The organism is Nostoc sp., assembly GCF_036917555.1.
GTDB lineage: Bacteria > Cyanobacteriota > Cyanobacteriia > Cyanobacteriales > Nostocaceae > Nostoc.
The window spans coordinates 387383-403399 of record NZ_JBALDD010000023.1 but is presented as its reverse complement, the minus strand read 5'-3'; the positions used below and the strand labels follow the sequence as shown (position 1 = coordinate 403399).

Below are 16017 nucleotides of genomic sequence, written 5' to 3'. Positions count from 1 at the left end.
TATACTGGAGTAATTATGGGTAAAAAATCAGGATGTGTTAACTGGCACTTTTCTAACGAGTTAGCAGTAAAACTTAACTTTCTTCCACGTGTATCCGCCCTTTGGTAGACTTGAAAACTGAAATAGGCAGATGAAACGACGCAAATTCAAGCAGCTGAGAGGGCAAACTCTGTGGAAAATACACTTGGGTTAGAGATTATTGAAGTAGTAGAGCAAGCCGCGATCGCATCCGCAAAGTGGATGGGTAAAGGCGAAAAAAACATTGCTGACCAAGTAGCAGTGGAAGCTATGCGGGAGCGGATGAATAAAATCTATATGCGCGGTCGCATTGTGATTGGGGAAGGCGAACGCGACGATGCGCCGATGTTATACATCGGGGAAGAAGTTGGTATTTGTACTCAACCAAATGCCGAAGCTCTCTGTAACCCCGATGAACTAATTGAAATTGACATCGCCGTTGACCCCTGTGAAGGTACGAACTTGGTAGCTTATGGACAACCTGGTTCGATGGCTGTGTTGGCAATTTCTGAAAAGGGTGGATTATTTGCTGCTCCTGACTTTTACATGAAGAAGTTAGCAGCACCTCCCGCAGCTAAGGGCAAGGTAGACATCAACAAGTCAGCAACAGAAAACCTGAAGATTCTCTCTGAGGTTTTAGACCGGGGTATTGATGAACTTGTAGTAGTAGTCATGAAGCGCGAACGCCATAACGATTTAATTAAAGAAATCCGTGAGGCTGGAGCGAGAGTCGCCCTAATTTCAGATGGTGATGTGGGTGCAGCTATAAGCTGTGGTTTTGCTGGAACTAATATCCACGCACTGATGGGTATCGGTGCGGCTCCTGAAGGTGTAATCTCGGCAGCTGCAATGCGTGCTTTGGGTGGACATTTCCAAGGTCAACTGATCTACGACCCTGCAGTAGTGAAAACAGGTCTGATTGGAGAAAGCAGAGAAGCCAATATCGATCGCTTAAAGTCTATGAATATCAATGACCCCGATAAGGTCTATGATGCTCATGAACTAGCATCTGGTAAAACTATTCTGTTTGCTGCTAGCGGCATTACCAGTGGTAATCTCATGCAAGGTGTACGTTTCTTCAAGGACGGGGCAAGAACTCAAAGCTTGGTTATTTCCAACCAGTCGAAAACTGCTCGATTTGTTGACACAATTCACTTGTTTGGTGAACCAAAAGTTCTCCAACTGAACTAATTTTTAGGGAATGGGGAATGTAAAAGTAAAGATAAAGCATTTGGAAAGAAATATTTCTATAAAATGGAAAAATATTCACCCAAATGTTTCATCCTTACACTAGTTAGTAGTTAGTATTTAGTGATTAGTTATTGTTTGTTGGTTGAAAAAACTATCAACCAATAAACAAAAATTCCCCATTCCCTATTTCTCACTCAATGCCCGATTGCCAACTACCAATTAGTAACTACAATTTAGCAAATGAATATAGCAGTGGTGGGGTTAAGCCATAAAACAGCCCCAGTAGAAGTCCGGGAAAAACTGAGCATTCCAGAACCACAAATTGAAAATGCGATCGCTCAACTGGCCAGCTATCCCCATATTGACGAAGTTGCAATTCTTAGTACTTGTAACCGTCTGGAAATTTACATTGTTACCAGTGAAGCAGACCAAGGTATCCGGGAAATAACGCAGTTTCTTGCAGAATACAGTAAATTACCCGTACTTTCTCTGCGACAACACTTGTTTCTGCTGCTACATGATGATGCAGTGATGCACGTGATGCGGGTAGCAGGTGGTTTAGATAGTCTGGTACTCGGAGAAGGTCAAATTCTGGCTCAGGTGAAGACTACTCACAAACTGGGACAGCAATATAACGGCATAAAAACCATTTTGAATCGATTATTTAAACAAGCGCTGACAGCTGGTAAGCGGGTTCGTACTGAAACTAGTATTGGTACTGGCGCTGTCTCTATCAGTTCGGCAGCTGTAGAGTTAGCGCAGCTAAAAGTGGCAAATTTAGCTGCTTGCCGAGTGGTAATTCTCGGCGCTGGTAAAATGTCGCGGCTGCTGGTGCAACACCTACTTTCTAAAGGTGCTGTAGAAATTAGTATTGTAAATCGCTCTCGCGATCGCGCCCAAGAATTAGCAAAGCAGTTCCCTCAACAACCAATCAAAATTCATCCACTATCGGAAATGATGAGCGTAATTGCCGATAGCGATCTAGTATTTACAAGTACTTCGTCAACAGAGCCAATACTTGACCGTGCCAAATTGGAAATGGTTTTAGAAGTTCAGCGCTCTCTAATGTTATTTGATATTTCTGTGCCACGTAATGTTCATGCGGATGTAAATGAATTGGAAAATGTGCAGGCGTTTAATGTGGATGATTTGAAGGCAGTAGTAGCACAAAACTACGAAAGCCGTCGGAAGATTGCACAGGAAGCAGAAAGACTTTTAGAGGAAGAAGTGGAAGCCTTTGATATTTGGTGGCGCTCTCTTGAAACTGTTACTACTATTAGCTGTCTGCGAAACAAAGTCGAAACCATCCGTGAACAAGAGTTAGAAAAAGCTTTGTCGAGATTGGGTTCGGAATTTGCGGAAAAACATCAAGAAGTAATTGAGGCATTAACGCGGGGAATTGTCAATAAAATTTTACATGACCCGATGGTGCAATTGCGATCGCAGCAAGATGTTGAAGCTAGACGGCGCTGTATGCAAACTCTGCAAATGCTGTTCAACCTTGATGCAGAGGAACAGTTTAGTTAAATTAAGCAACAACCCCGACTTTTGGTAAGAAGTTGGGGTTTTGAGCCAATCGGTTTTAAATTAGATATACTTCTAATTAGATAAATGTCTAATTAGAAGTTAGTTATGCAACCAGAGCAATTTAACATCTTACTGCGCTTTTTCAAGGCATTAGCGGATGATAGCCGATTGAAGATTGTAGGTATCCTGGCGAATCAGGAGTGCAGCGTCGAAGAATTGGCGGTGCTACTGCAACTCAAGGAACCGACGGTATCTCATCATTTAGCGAAACTTAAGGAGCTAAATTTGGTGACAATGCGTCCCGAAGGCAATAGCCGTCTATATCAATTGGATAGCGAGGCTTTACAAAGCATTAGTAAGGAAATTTTCACACCTGAGAAAATAGCATCCTTGATTGAGGATGTGGATACTGAAGCTTGGGAAAACAAAGTGTTGAAAAACTATTTCGAGGACAATCGCCTCAAAGAAATTCCTGCTAGTCGAAAAAAGCGTCTAGTTATTCTTAAGTGGTTAGCAAACCAGTTTGATGTAGGAGTCAACTACCCTGAACGCGTGGTAAATGAGATTCTTAAACGCTACCATATTGACTGTGCGACCCTGCGACGAGAGTTAATTGCTTGTCAGTTAATGCAGCGAGAAAATGGGATTTATTGGCGTACAACATAGATCATTTCAAAGGAGATGATAGATGTTAGTGGATGGATGCCTTGCTTGCAGCGTACTGGCTGGAAAAGTACAAGCGCCTGGTGGGGTTATTTATGAAAATAATTACTGGGTTGTAGAACATTCTTTGAATCCGGTTCTGTTACCAAGATATTTAATTATCAAACTCAAACGACATTGTGAACATTTAGCGTAACTTATATCAGAAGAAGCGAACGCTTTAGGTGAAATTATTCAAAACACTTGTTCAGCACTTTCACAAGTAGTTAAACCAGCTAAAATTCATGTTTGGTTCGTGGGGAGAACAAGTCAAGCACATCCACTTCCACGTTATTCCTTGTTCATCAGCTATGCCTGTAGGAAATCTCGAACTGTTAATTTATCTACGAAAAAAAAAGTTAGTCAATCAGCTAGGTTTAGGCAAGTGGGTAAGTGATGCAGAAGCAGCAGAAATTAACCAAGAACTTAAACAGTATTTCAAAATGCTAATATAATCAAAAAATTTTAGCCGCACAATAACCGCACAATCATAGGTCGTATCTTTATGCAGTTAGAAACCCAAAAATTCTATTACACACCTGAAGAGTATTTAGAAATTGAAGAAAAGGCGGAATCTAAAAGCGAATACCGTGATGGAGAAATTGTACCGATGACGGGTAGCACTACAAATCATAATAAAATTGCAGGCAACTTTTATGCTTATTTGAAATTTGGCTTGAGAGGCGACAATTATGATGTTTATATTGGTGATGTGCGTTTGTGGATACCCCGTTATCGGCAGCACACATATCCTGATGTGATGGTGATTGAGGGACAACCTATTTATACAGGAACCAGCACAACAACGGTTATGAATCCAATGTTAATTGCTGAAGTTTTATCTAAATCGACTAAAAATTATGACCAAGGTGACAAGTTTCTTTATTATCGCTCTATTCCAGAATTCAAGGAATATATTTTAATTGACCAATATCAGTATCATGTGATGCAGTATGTAAAAACTGCGGAAAGTCAATGGTTATTCACTGAAATTGAACATGAATCTGCAACTTTATCGCTGCAAACGGTTGATTTTCAAATTGAATTGCGCGACCTTTACGACCAAGTCAATTTTGCAGAAAATAATGAAGATTAAAACAATATTGTAATTGCGATCGCAGCAAGATATGCAAACTCTGCAAATACTATTCAATCTGGATGCAAGGGAGCAGTTTAGTTAAACTCAACAACAAGCAAAATCCTCTACTTCTGTAAGAAGTCGGAGATCGAAACTTTTCAATTTTCACAATAATTGTTCTGGATCAATTCCCCGCTCTTGCAGTCGTGTCAATAAATCTTGATATCGTTGGCGTTCTTCCTGCAGTTGTTGGAGAGCTGCTTCTTTGGCTTGACGTTCTTGTTCAGCACGTTGACGTTCTTGTGTACGTATTTGGTCAAGCTCAACGGGTGTAAGAAATTTATATCCATCAAGGCGATATATTTCTAGAGTTTGTGGGGTGAGTTCAAAGCGGATTCCCAGACGGGGACTTATCCACCCGTAAATCTGGTTAATTTCTTGCAACCAATCTTCTGAGCGCAGAAAACCTGTTAATTCATTTCGGTCTGGGTCGTAAATGTAATATTCTTCAACTCCATAGCGTTGATAAAACAGGAGTTTCTTTGCCATTTCTTTAGTTATATTACCAGGAGATAATATTTCAAACACCACCTGTGGCGGAATATTCTCTTCTTCAAATTGCTTGTAAGAACCCCTATCTCCCTTGGGTCTACCAAACACTACCAGAGTATCAGGTGCTTGTTTGATGTTAGGATTATCTTTAACTGGATACCAAAATAAATCTCCAGCAATGAATACATCTGATTGCAATGCAAATAAAATTTCTAAATTTTCTTTAATAGTTACTATCCAACGAAATTGCTTGGTATTATCCGCCATTGGTTTTCCATCGCTTTCGAGGTAGATGACCTCAGATGCGGGATTAGGAGTGATTACCATAATGCTACGCCTCCACTCTTCGAGTTTCTCATAGTTTGGGACGGTTCTAAGTGATAGGTTCAGTCGCTACCAAAATTCTTCACTAAATTTGTGTTTCTTCCTCGGTAAAGATAGGAGGCCACAATTCAGTAATGGGCAATTCCCAACCGGAAAAAAGTTCTGGTATCGTTAAAATATCACCATTTTCTAAAACTATAGGTTCGCCTGTAGAGCAATAAATTGTAACTGTCTCTTCATCAGGGTCAATCAGAATGCCGATGATCGCTCCTAGTTCTATAAATTTTAGAATTTTGGCTACTATAAGTTTAATTTTATCGCTCTGAGATTTAATTTCTACCACCAAGTCAGGGACAAGTTCTCCAAAGTAACGAGGACTTTGGAGAAGTCGGGAAGCCCGAACAAAGGAAACATCAGGTGCTTTGAGGTTTGTATCTGGCATGATGAAACCGCCGGCGGAATCAAATACTCTTCCCCAGCGACGAGGATTTATCCAAGCAAAGAGAAAGGCGATGAGACGACTACTGATTTCGCTGGATACGATATCTGATGGGCCCATTATTGAAATTTTCCCATTTTCGAGTTCCAACTGGTAATCTAAACCTGCTTCGGTAAAAGCGGTTTGAACTTGCTCTAAATCTCTGACTGTCATCATTGACATAAAAAGCTTTTTCCACTGATATATACAACTCAATTTTAACAAGAGCCAAATTTCCGAAGATTTGACACCATGTGCGACACCTAAGCCTCAAAACGTTCCCTACTAGCTAACAGAACAAGAATAAAAGCCTCTCCCACACAGGGAGAGCTTTGGAGGAGAAAGCTAATCGCACTCTATTTTCCCAAATAAGCTTCTAGAACTTTTGGATTAGTTTGAATTTCTGCAGGTGTACCGTCAGCCAAATTTTGCCCTTCAGCAAGCACCCAAACACGATCGCACAAGGACATAACCACATCCATATTGTGTTCAATAATCAGAAAGGTCATCCCATCTTTACGGTTCCAAGTAATAATGCGATCGCAAATATCATCAATCAGTTTCGGATTCACCCCAGCAGCCGGTTCATCCAACAAAATTAACTTGGGATTAGTCATCAGCGCTCGTCCCATTTCCAACAGCTTACGTTGTCCACCAGACAAACCACCAGCATAATCGTGTGCTTTTTTGGCCAAGCCCACTGATTCTAATAAAAACATTGCTCGTTCTTCGAGTTGCTTTTCTTCCTTAGCGATAACGTGCGGTTGCAACTGCACCTGCCAAAAATTTTCACCCGTTTGTTTTTGTGCCGCCAGCAGCATATTTTCTAACACCGACAACCGCGAGAGAGTTCGTGCAACCTGAAAGGTGCGGATTACCCCCTGCTGGGCGATTTGATATGGTTGCAGATTGTGAATCGGTTCGCCGTCAAAAATCACTCGTCCTTTATCAGGGCGAATGAAGTTCGAGAGTAAGTTAAATAAAGTAGTTTTACCAGCACCATTAGGGCCAATCAAGCCCGTAATGCTGCCTTTAGCAACTTCGATTTTCGCCTCATTAACTGCTTTGACACCACCAAAGCTTTTAGAAAGTCCAGTAGCTACCAAAAGAGGAAGTGGGGATGAATAGTTATTTACCAAGGGTGAGTTCCTCCTTTTTCCCTAAGATACCTTGAGGACGCCAAATCATCAGTACCATCAAAATTAATCCGATTACCATGATGCGAAATGCGCCCAAACGTGCTTCATCAAGGGAAACGATTCTGGGTAAGACTTCTCGCGTTAGCGCATCGTAAGCAAAGAAAATTATCGCACCTACGATTGTGCCAACATTTTTCCCAGAACCACCTAAAATCACCATAATCCAAGTGTCAAAGGTGATCTGGGGTTGGAAATTATCAGGGTAAATGGCGCTGAGTTGCCAAGCGAAGAAAGCACCAGCAATACCCGCGATCGCACCTCCTAACATGAGAGATTGTAATTTATACCAGAAGACATTTTTTCCTAATGCTTTGGGAATTTCTTCATCTTCGCGGATGGCTTTGAGAATTCTACCCCAAGGCGATCGCACCAAAATTTCTAAGCGCCAGTATACAAATGCTAAAACCAGCAGCAACACCAGCATTAAACCCGCCTTTGGGTTGTAGTTATACAGTCCGATTACCCCAGAAATATAAATCGCTGCCGCCAAAATTGCTAACACAATTCCCACACCCAAGCGTGATACAAATTCTTGCTTGCTAGTCGTCCTTTTGCCCAAATCAGTAGTCCGAGATATTTGAGTGGTACGAATCCATTGCCACAAAGTAAAGAAAGTTACGGCAGCCAGCAGCGTTAAAAGCCCAATCATTATTAATCTGACAAACAAACTTGGCTCTGTGGATAGGGGTATAGGATAACTTTGTACACCAAAAGCCCCAGAAATCCAGGTGTCACCCACAGGTAATTCCTGATTATTTACCACCAAACGAATTAATTCGCCCGTGCCAATGGTAACAATTCCTAGATAATCTTCTCGTAAGCGTAGAGTTACAAAACCAATTATTAAACCCAACAAGGCAGCGACAATTGCCCCAGCCAGTGCCGATACCAGTAGGGGTACGCCCTTTAAGCTTAACAATACCGTTGTATATGCTCCCAGAGTCATGAAAGCAATATGACCAAAGTTAATTAACCCTGTAAAGCCCCACTGTAAATTCAGTCCTAGTGCGAATAGAGCAAAAAGTGCTGTAGAAATTGCTAAGAAAATGAGATAGTCAACCATATTAAATAGTTATTTGGGCATTGGGCATCCCTTCGACTTCGCTCAGGGCAAGTGGGCATGGGGAAAGAAAAGGCAGGAGGCACAAGGCAGAAGTTCTTTAATTTTGAATTGATTGCTCCCTGCCCCTGTGCCCTGTTCGCCGGGCGAATAAATTTTAGCGTAGCTTGAGCGGAGCTAATTTTATGGGAATACTATTTATTGTTGATGTTTGGTGGTAGGGAATAATTGACGTATGAATTTGCTGCGACTTAGAATGCATCACTTAATCGAGCAGTTAGGCGATGACGATTTGCAAGACATTTGGAACGTTCTCGAAGCTTTACATTATGACTTTTATATGCTTAAAGCCATACAAAAAGTCAAGCGAGCGCAGCAACCGTGGGATATTTTAACCCATGAAGAAGCGGTAAGACTGTTGATGTTTTTCTGATTCAGCAGCGCTTTCTTCTCTTGTGCCAGTGGCCCCTCAAGTTTTGGTGAAGGTAACGCCCAGTGAGTCTGGAAATGCGCTATGCCAGGTCTTTTTTGCTAGACCTGAAGAATTTAGAACCTGCCGCCTACGAGCGGGTGCATGATTTTGTTTTTATTGAGTTAGCCCAAAAGTGGCAATTGAGTGATTTAAAAGAACTGCGACAGCTTGATAGTGAAGGCATTTTTCACCGCTTCACCCTAGACAATTATCTGATTGGTATAGAAATTCGGGGTGAAATTGTGAAATTTCTGCGTGTCATCCCTATGCCAGATGTTTAAAGTCAAGAGTCAAGGGAACACTTAAAACTGTAAACTGTATAAGGCTAGGCAGGGATCGCTATAACCTTACATTAAACTGGTTTTTGAAAAACACTTTATTTGAGATTTCCCTATGGATGCTAGGGCACTTTGGCAACGATACCAAAACTGGTTATATTTCCACGAGGGATTGGGACTGTACTTAGACGTGAGTCGAATACGGTTTGATGATGCCTTCGTGGAATCGTTGCAGCCGAAGTTTGACAAGGCGTTTGCGGATATGGCTCAACTAGAGAAGGGTGCGATCGCAAATCCTGACGAGAAGCGCATGGTTGGACACTACTGGCTGCGAAATCCTGATTTAGCGCCAGCTCCAGAACTTACACAAGAAATAGTCCAAACTCTAGAACAAATCGAAGCCTTTGCGGAAAAAGTCCAAACAGGTGCTATTCATCCTCCCAGAGCAAGCCGCTTCACGGATATTATCTCCATCGGCATTGGTGGTTCCGCTCTCGGCCCCCAATTCGTCGCGGAAGCTCTCGCTCCTGATTTCCCGCCCCTGAAACTTCACTTTATCGATAACAACGATCCCGCAGGTATTGATCGCGTTATCAATTATCTGCGAAATAGCCTCGCCAGCACTTTGGTATTGGTGATTTCCAAATCTGGAGGAACACCGGAACCCCGGAACGGCATGATTGAAGTTAAAAAAGCTTATGCCGGACACAATTTGGAGTTTGCCCAATATGCGGTAGCTATTACTAGCGTTGATAGCAACCTCGATAAGCTGGCCAAAGATGAAGGCTGGCTCGCGAGATTTCCGATGTATGACTGGGTAGGAGGACGCACCTCAGAGATGTCTGCTGTGGGGCTAGTACCAGCCGCATTGCAGGGCATTGATGTTCGCGCCATGCTAGATGGTGCAAAAGAAATGGATGACGCTACCCGCGTCCCAGATGTGAAAAATAACCCAGCAGCCTTGCTTGCTTTGTCTTGGTACTTTGCAGGCAATGGAAAGGGTGAAAAAGATATGGTTGTTCTACCTTACAAGGACAGCTTATTTTTATTCAGTCGCTATTTACAACAGCTGGTGATGGAATCCTTGGGCAAGGAAAAAGACTTAGACGGCAACGTTGTCCATCAAGGTATTGCCGTTTATGGCAACAAAGGCTCAACAGATCAACACGCTTACGTCCAGCAGTTACGCGAGGGTGTAGCGAATTTCTTTGCTACCTTCATCGAAGTGTTGGAAGATCGTCAAGGCCCATCCACTGAAATAGATCCGGGAGTTACATCAGGCGATTATCTTTCTGGTTTTCTCCAAGGAACCCGGCAAGCGCTTTATGAAAATCACCGCGATTCGATTACAGTGACGATTCCCCAAGTTAACCCCCGAACTGTAGGGGCATTAATTGCTTTGTACGAACGTGCTGTTGGTTTATATGCTAGTTTGGTCAACGTCAACGCCTACCATCAACCAGGTGTAGAAGCTGGCAAAAAAGCTGCCGCCACCATTATCGACTTGCAAACACGAGTCGTAGCAGTCCTAGAAAAAGAAAAAACTCCCATTTCTCTTGACGAACTCGCCAACAAAGCAGGCGCATCAGACCAAGTTGAGGCAATTTACAAGATTTTGCGTCATATCTATGCCAATCAGCGAGGTGTGGTTTTGCAAGGTGATCTTCACAAACCCGACAGTTTGACCGTTTCTGCTAGCTGATAGCTCTAGTCATATATCACATTTTGTCCATAATTGTTGTATCAGCAACAATTATTTATTGTGAAGCATCCTAGATAGAAGATATATCTTCCGTCTAAGATGCTTCACTTTTAGTTAATAGGTAAATCGCGGAGAAAGTAAAAGCGATCGCTCGTTATTGCTTCCCATAAAATAAAGTTAAGGCAGCATCAATAAGTAGGATTAATGCTATGACTGAATCAACTGAAAAACAATCTGCACGTCGAGGTAGAATTTTTCCAGAGCGCACTTTACCACCAGAAGAACTTGCTAGACGCAAAGCTGAAGATGAAATATTTTATCGGCGTTGTCGAGCAATTTTTGAGCGTGTGCGTCCCGATTTGATTAAGGAACATTATGGCTGGTATATTGCTGTGGAGCCAGATAGTGGTGATTATTTAATTGATGCGGATAAAATGCAAGCTCATAAAAAGTCCCTTGAAAAATACCCAAATACTGACCACTGTGTTTTTTGTCTAAATGAAATGGGAACCACCGGCACAATATGATTCAGGGTAAATTTGGGGGAAAGGGGCAACTATTTTTTGAAATTGAGTTAATAACTGATAATGGATTAAATTTGCCTGTGGATGCCATGTTAGATACTGGTTTCACAGGCTTTCTGGCTATTAACAAACAAGATTTAGAGAGTCTAGACTGGTTTTATATTGGTAAGGAAACTTTGCGAACTGCACAGGGTGAAACCTTGTTTAAAATATACTCAGGAAAGTTGATATTAAACGAACAAGAGTATGAAATTCCTATTTATGCAGGGGATGAAATTACGGAAGTATTGTTAGGTTCAGAGTGGCTAAAAATTCTGCCGTTGGTGGTAAATTATCAGGCTGATATATTAACTTTGGGATAACTGCGATGCCTACGGTGGTCACTGAGCGGCTGGTGAGCGCACTTGTACTGAGCGCAGCCGAAGTAGTCGAACCATGTCGTAGCCCTACAGGGAAGCAAGTTACGCGCAGCGTCTCGAAGAGAAGTGCTGGCTACGCCTACGCACTTCAGTGATTTTGAAACGAACCGCAAAGGCGCAGAGAACGCAGAGGTAAGAAAAGAGAAATATTTTGCTATCTTTAGTTAATAGGTAAATCGCGGAGAAAGTAAAAGCGATCGCTATTCCAATTACTACCTTTAATTCGCCCCAAATAGCCTGTTAAAGGCGAGGAAAGTTCTATCAGTAAATCGTGAACTGCTTCATCATTTAGTCGGGGATTATGAGTAGCATTGTAATGAACACGAATTTCTGTAACTGTGAAACTCGGATGTGTAGCTTTTGAAGTTTCGTTGTCTTGTTCAGAAAGTTCTTTGACTGCTGTGATAATCTGCGATCGCAACTTAATGTCTCTCTCAGCTTTATCAATATATTCATTAATTCTATAGTCAATTTGCCCAGGTTCTAGATATTGCTGGAATTCGACTAAATTAATAGCACCTGGATATTTGGCTTTGAATTCAACTAACTTTTGTAAAGTCATAGCATTACTTATACTTACTTTCCATTTTTGCGCGGCTTTTAGTATATCCGTAGATGGATTACCTGGGCCAATTACTAATTTTGCTGAATCAAGAAATTGATCAGCACCTAAATGCATTCCACCTAGCTTAATTAATTCCTCAACTGTACCGCTAGGAATAAGCCTACCCGCTTTACACTCGCAAACAATAGGGTAAGGTTTTGAACAAAATAAATCTAAGCCTCCAGCGCCACCTTTGTAAGCATTTTCAACCTTGAATCCTAAAAACTCCAGACTTTGACGTGCGATGTTTTCAAAATCTGTACCAGCTTGGTAGTTGCTTTTTTTCTCCTCTAGCTCGATGCTGCGATCGCCCAATTTTGCAATATCATTTATCCAAGCTAAATCTGGATCAGGTTGCTTAATTAGCTTGTCACTACTCCAACCTAAGAATACTTTGATATCGTCGTCTAATTGTTTTGCTGCTGGTTGGCTAATGGTTAGGGATGCGATCGCACTCTGCAATTCTTCTAATTCAGGATGCAGTGGGGGTTCTAGTTTTTCTAATTGGCGTTTGCGTTGGGCGAAGGTGCGATCGTTTAATACAGGTGTTGCTTCAGAAACGGTCAGCGAAGAGTTTAAAGGCCGAAACTGAAGATTTTGGGATTGCAAAAGAATCTCAAGCGATTGAGGTAGGAGATAAACACGTAGGTAAGCCAGAACAAGATGAGGTCGTTGCCCAAGAGTTTGCTGTAATGTTTCTTTTGTCCAGACTGTTAATAGTGACAAACGATCCAAGGATTCAGGAGGATGCAAAATGCACCCTTCACACCTAGCCCAAGCTTTAACCACAACCTTTTCACAAGCTTGCTGGGCTAAAATTGTTTGAGTCTTGGACAAAAAACTTGGGCGATAGTACTGCTCATAGGATTGTAAGTTAATTGATATATCGCTTGGATAAAGGGCAAATTGCCGCCCCGAATTAATGAATGTTCGAGGCATTGTGGCAATCATTCGCCCTTGTATTAACGCTTCAATCTCAGAAGCTGGTAAACATAAGGCTGTGTCAAGGACAACTGATTCACTCATATTTAATTTAACAACTCACTCAGATCCTCTGAGTCGTCCGTATTCTCCATAATGGATGGGTTAAGGAAGTCATTTAATAATTCTTCTCCTTCAATAGTTTCGTCATCGATATGACCAGAAGGATCACTCAAAATTTCTAGAAGCAGAGGATTTTGACGAGTAAACATCCGTGAAAATTCCATAACTTGTTCTTCAGTTAGCTGATAGCTTTCACGTTTTTGATAAACAGCATTAAAGTAAATTAGCTCTCGAATTTCTTCAGCTTTTAAATCTACATGTTCTCCACCAAGTTCTTCTACAAGTTTTTTGAGATAACTATAAGAATCCCAACTTTTGTGAATTTTATTTGCTTTAGAGCGAACTAAACAACCTCGCGTTATATCAAATGTTCGATATTCAATTAAACGCCACATTCCTGCTCCTACTGCTCTACCATGTAAGTATTGGAGAACAGCAACACCAATTTTAAAAACTTTGTCTTTTTCTTTGCCAATTACTTTAAAGTTTATCCAACCCTGATTTTTTGACTTTGGTTCAACGTCAGTAATATCTTCGATTGTTAGTTCCTCTAGTTTTTCACCAGTGGAAGTTTCACAATCTAATGTCTGACCTTTCAAACTCTGAAACCCAAAACGTAAAGCATCGATAATTAAAGAGTTATTTTTCTCATCTAGATAATCTCCATTCTCTACCTTACTTTCTCTTTCTAAAGCCAAATAAAATCTTTGCAATGGGTCTTGTGGTAATATTTCTTTCTCAACTTTAAAGTTTTCAGCACACCATTTCAAAGCTTCCCTGACAGTTAGTCCGTTTTTCCCATATTTTCTTAGTTCATTTTCTTCAAATGGATAAAGTGGATGATGAGGTTTTAAGTGTTTTACTTCATAAAACTCTTTTAACCAAAGTGTGACTAAATCAACCATAGAATCGCTACCAAGAGTTTTTAAATCTATTGGTTTCCGTTGCGTATATTTTGAAACTCGATCAGGTGTACCTCCAGGCATCATATCTACCTTATTTGTCCACGTATCAGGCAACATAACTGTAAGAATAACAAGACCTCGACCAAGTGTAGATGGTTCGAGAGTATCATGTAGACGCTTTACTAAATCGGCAATTACCTGTGGAGTTGTTAAGCCATCATCACTACAATTGTTTTCTACATCTATTTCATCAAAACAGATGACGACTGGGTTATAGTAATTCACCAAATTCAGGATTTGCTGAATATTTTTGAGGGCTTCAGATTCCCTATCTTGACTAGCTTTACTAGAATTGGGTAATCCTAATTCCTCAGCATTAGAGGTTGCCAATTCATCACCAGATAACCATTTAATTGCAAAAGATGCTTGAGTTTCTGAAAGTGTCCACAAAATAGCCCTGACAATATAGGGATCTGCATTTGGTTTTGTTTTGAGAACTTCTTTCGTCAGCCTATCCATCAAATTTTTGTTCCTAGCTGACCAGCTGGAATATACTTTATCAAATCTTTCAACTAGTACTTGGGGAAAAAGACTCGGAAAGTTAGAATCGATAGCTTTAAAGCCTTCATTTGCCATCGCCGCTGCTACTTCCTGCCACTGCATCACGCCTTGACTACCAGTGTTACTGAGACTATCTGCCAAAGTTTGTTGGAACTGGTATTTAACTAGATTTAAATCTGTATAGTTGTTAACACCTGCATAAATGAACAGGGCAGTTCCATTGGTTTTCAGTCGATGGCGAATGCGACTAAGGATGTGAGTTTTACCCACACCCTGTTGAGCTGTTATGGCAATTGATGTCACTTTCTCTTGAATAGATTGGCTAGTACGCACCAGATCAATTGCCTGAAAAACTGCATTAGAAGCGTGAGCATTTAAAGTTGGTACATCGGGGAATCCCTTCCCCCATACATCTTGTTCTTTGACTATACCAGCGTTGATAAATGGATTATGACTTCTGATCGCAGCGTTAAGAGCTTCTGTTGGAGAGACGGGTGAACTGTCCATAGTAATTTTGTCTGAGTAAAAAGCTACATAAGGATTCGGATAAATTTAGGAATTTAAAAGCTTGGTGTAGTAACGCAACCCACCACCAGGAATTGTTATTGAATCATCACGCTTGTCTGGGGTGATATCTCGCATTTCTCCTGCCATCAGCTGCAAAACATCTTTTTCTTGCATTTCCAGCAACCACTCACTGAACTGTGTACGACTAACCCGATCGCCAATTTCTCTTCTAATGCGATAAATTGGCACTAGATTATTAAAGTTGTACTCATAGTTCAACTTGTCATAGACTTCCAACGCCACGGATTTAAACTCGTCGTAAGATGCGATTCCTTCGGAAAGGTTTGCTAACGCACTCTTCCCATTAACTGGTACATCTGCACCAGTTACCGCAACATCAATATGACTAATCCACTTCACCAACGCATTCGCCGCCCAAGTACCGACAATTGTCCCTTCAAACTTAAACTCGCCACTTCTCAAACCCTCACCCAATACCTCTAAACCCTTACCAGATGTCAGAGAATATCCCTTTTTGGAGATTGCGATCGCACCCTGCTTCTGTAATTCCTCGAATATGCCCTGATAATCTGCTACCTTCTGGCTTTTGGATACAATTCGCTTAGTGAGTTGACCCTTCTTAACTTCCTGCTGCACTCCTCCCAAATCCCATAAAGCTAAAAGAAGACGAGTGCTAGTATTTTTTGATGTCATATTGAGTGTACTTTTTGACAAAAAGCATCATAGTAACTGTATCTTTCTAAGTTATTTATGCAGAAAAAATAACCGAGAAATTGCTGAAGATTTCGGCGTTTCAGGTAAATAGATTAATCAAAAATCAACAATATATTTCCTTGGGATGAATGCAGTTT

The 16017-nt window shown here is 41.2% G+C and carries 18 protein-coding genes; 11 read left to right on the top strand and 7 right to left on the bottom strand.

The window, feature by feature from the left end; genetic code table 11:
* Positions 1-171 precede the first annotated feature (171 nt).
* The 5 genes from glpX (at position 172) to V7K60_RS10435 (ending at position 4534) form a co-directional block, all read left to right on the top strand.
* A complete protein-coding gene (glpX, locus tag V7K60_RS10455; RefSeq protein WP_229492457.1) occupies positions 172-1209 on the top strand; it encodes a class II fructose-bisphosphatase in 1038 nt (345 codons plus the stop codon).
* Between the two features lie 240 nt (positions 1210-1449).
* Positions 1450-2736, top strand: coding sequence for a glutamyl-tRNA reductase (locus tag V7K60_RS10450; protein WP_334925223.1), 1287 nt, complete (start codon positions 1450-1452; stop codon positions 2734-2736).
* 105 nt (positions 2737-2841) lie between these two features.
* Positions 2842-3402 (top strand): DUF2087 domain-containing protein, encoded by a 561-nt coding sequence (locus V7K60_RS10445; protein ID WP_334925221.1) that lies wholly within the window; start codon positions 2842-2844, stop codon positions 3400-3402.
* A gap of 281 nt (positions 3403-3683) precedes the next feature.
* Complete coding sequence (locus tag V7K60_RS10440) at positions 3684-3893, top strand: hypothetical protein (protein WP_334925219.1); 210 nt, start codon at positions 3684-3686, stop codon at positions 3891-3893.
* Between the two features lie 50 nt (positions 3894-3943).
* On the top strand, positions 3944-4534 hold the full coding sequence (locus V7K60_RS10435) for a Uma2 family endonuclease (RefSeq protein ID WP_334925217.1): 591 nt from the start codon (positions 3944-3946) through the stop codon (positions 4532-4534).
* 147 nt (positions 4535-4681) lie between these two features.
* On the opposite strand, the gene V7K60_RS10430 is transcribed toward V7K60_RS10435, so the two are convergent.
* The 4 genes from V7K60_RS10430 to V7K60_RS10415 all read right to left on the bottom strand — a co-directional run bounded on the left by V7K60_RS10430 (position 4682) and on the right by V7K60_RS10415 (position 8132).
* Positions 4682-5395 carry a Uma2 family endonuclease gene (locus V7K60_RS10430; RefSeq protein WP_334925215.1) on the bottom strand — a complete coding sequence of 238 codons (714 nt, stop codon included), beginning with the start codon at positions 5393-5395 and terminating at the stop codon, positions 4682-4684.
* 82 nt (positions 5396-5477) lie between these two features.
* Positions 5478-6053 (bottom strand): Uma2 family endonuclease, encoded by a 576-nt coding sequence (locus V7K60_RS10425; RefSeq protein ID WP_334925213.1) that lies wholly within the window; start codon positions 6051-6053, stop codon positions 5478-5480.
* A gap of 173 nt (positions 6054-6226) precedes the next feature.
* Entirely contained in the window at positions 6227-7009 is a 783-nt protein-coding gene (locus V7K60_RS10420; RefSeq protein ID WP_334925211.1) for an ABC transporter ATP-binding protein, read from the bottom strand.
* A complete protein-coding gene (locus V7K60_RS10415; protein ID WP_334925209.1) occupies positions 6999-8132 on the bottom strand; it encodes a branched-chain amino acid ABC transporter permease in 1134 nt (377 codons plus the stop codon). Before V7K60_RS10415 ends, V7K60_RS10420 begins: the two co-directional genes overlap by 11 nt.
* 232 nt (positions 8133-8364) lie before the next feature.
* Between V7K60_RS10415 and V7K60_RS10410 the strand changes: the two genes are divergently transcribed.
* From V7K60_RS10410 to V7K60_RS10385, 6 genes are all read left to right on the top strand, one after another.
* Complete coding sequence (locus V7K60_RS10410; protein ID WP_334925208.1) at positions 8365-8562, top strand: hypothetical protein; 198 nt, start codon at positions 8365-8367, stop codon at positions 8560-8562.
* Between the two features lie 62 nt (positions 8563-8624).
* Complete coding sequence (locus tag V7K60_RS10405) at positions 8625-8882, top strand: cytotoxic translational repressor of toxin-antitoxin stability system (RefSeq protein WP_251959737.1); 258 nt, start codon at positions 8625-8627, stop codon at positions 8880-8882.
* Positions 8883-8994: 112 nt separating this feature from the next.
* Positions 8995-10581, top strand: coding sequence for a glucose-6-phosphate isomerase (locus V7K60_RS10400; RefSeq protein ID WP_334925206.1), 1587 nt, complete (start codon positions 8995-8997; stop codon positions 10579-10581).
* 209 nt (positions 10582-10790) lie between these two features.
* Entirely contained in the window at positions 10791-11108 is a 318-nt protein-coding gene (locus V7K60_RS10395; RefSeq protein WP_334925204.1) for a hypothetical protein, read from the top strand.
* Entirely contained in the window at positions 11105-11467 is a 363-nt protein-coding gene (locus V7K60_RS10390; protein WP_334925202.1) for an aspartyl protease, read from the top strand. Before V7K60_RS10395 ends, V7K60_RS10390 begins: the two co-directional genes overlap by 4 nt.
* A gap of 5 nt (positions 11468-11472) precedes the next feature.
* Positions 11473-11619, top strand: coding sequence for a hypothetical protein (locus V7K60_RS10385; protein WP_334925200.1), 147 nt, complete (start codon positions 11473-11475; stop codon positions 11617-11619).
* 65 nt (positions 11620-11684) lie between these two features.
* Here V7K60_RS10385 and V7K60_RS10380 read toward each other — a convergent pair whose 3' ends face one another.
* From V7K60_RS10380 to V7K60_RS10370, 3 genes are read right to left on the bottom strand one after another with little or no spacing between them, the layout of a single operon-like run.
* Positions 11685-13154 (bottom strand): DUF1802 family protein, encoded by a 1470-nt coding sequence (locus V7K60_RS10380; protein WP_334925198.1) that lies wholly within the window; start codon positions 13152-13154, stop codon positions 11685-11687.
* Between the two features lie 2 nt (positions 13155-13156).
* Complete coding sequence (locus V7K60_RS10375) at positions 13157-15145, bottom strand: P-loop NTPase fold protein (protein ID WP_334925196.1); 1989 nt, start codon at positions 15143-15145, stop codon at positions 13157-13159.
* 45 nt (positions 15146-15190) lie between these two features.
* Positions 15191-15859 (bottom strand): hypothetical protein, encoded by a 669-nt coding sequence (locus V7K60_RS10370; RefSeq protein ID WP_334925194.1) that lies wholly within the window; start codon positions 15857-15859, stop codon positions 15191-15193.
* Positions 15860-16017: the final 158 nt, after the last annotated feature.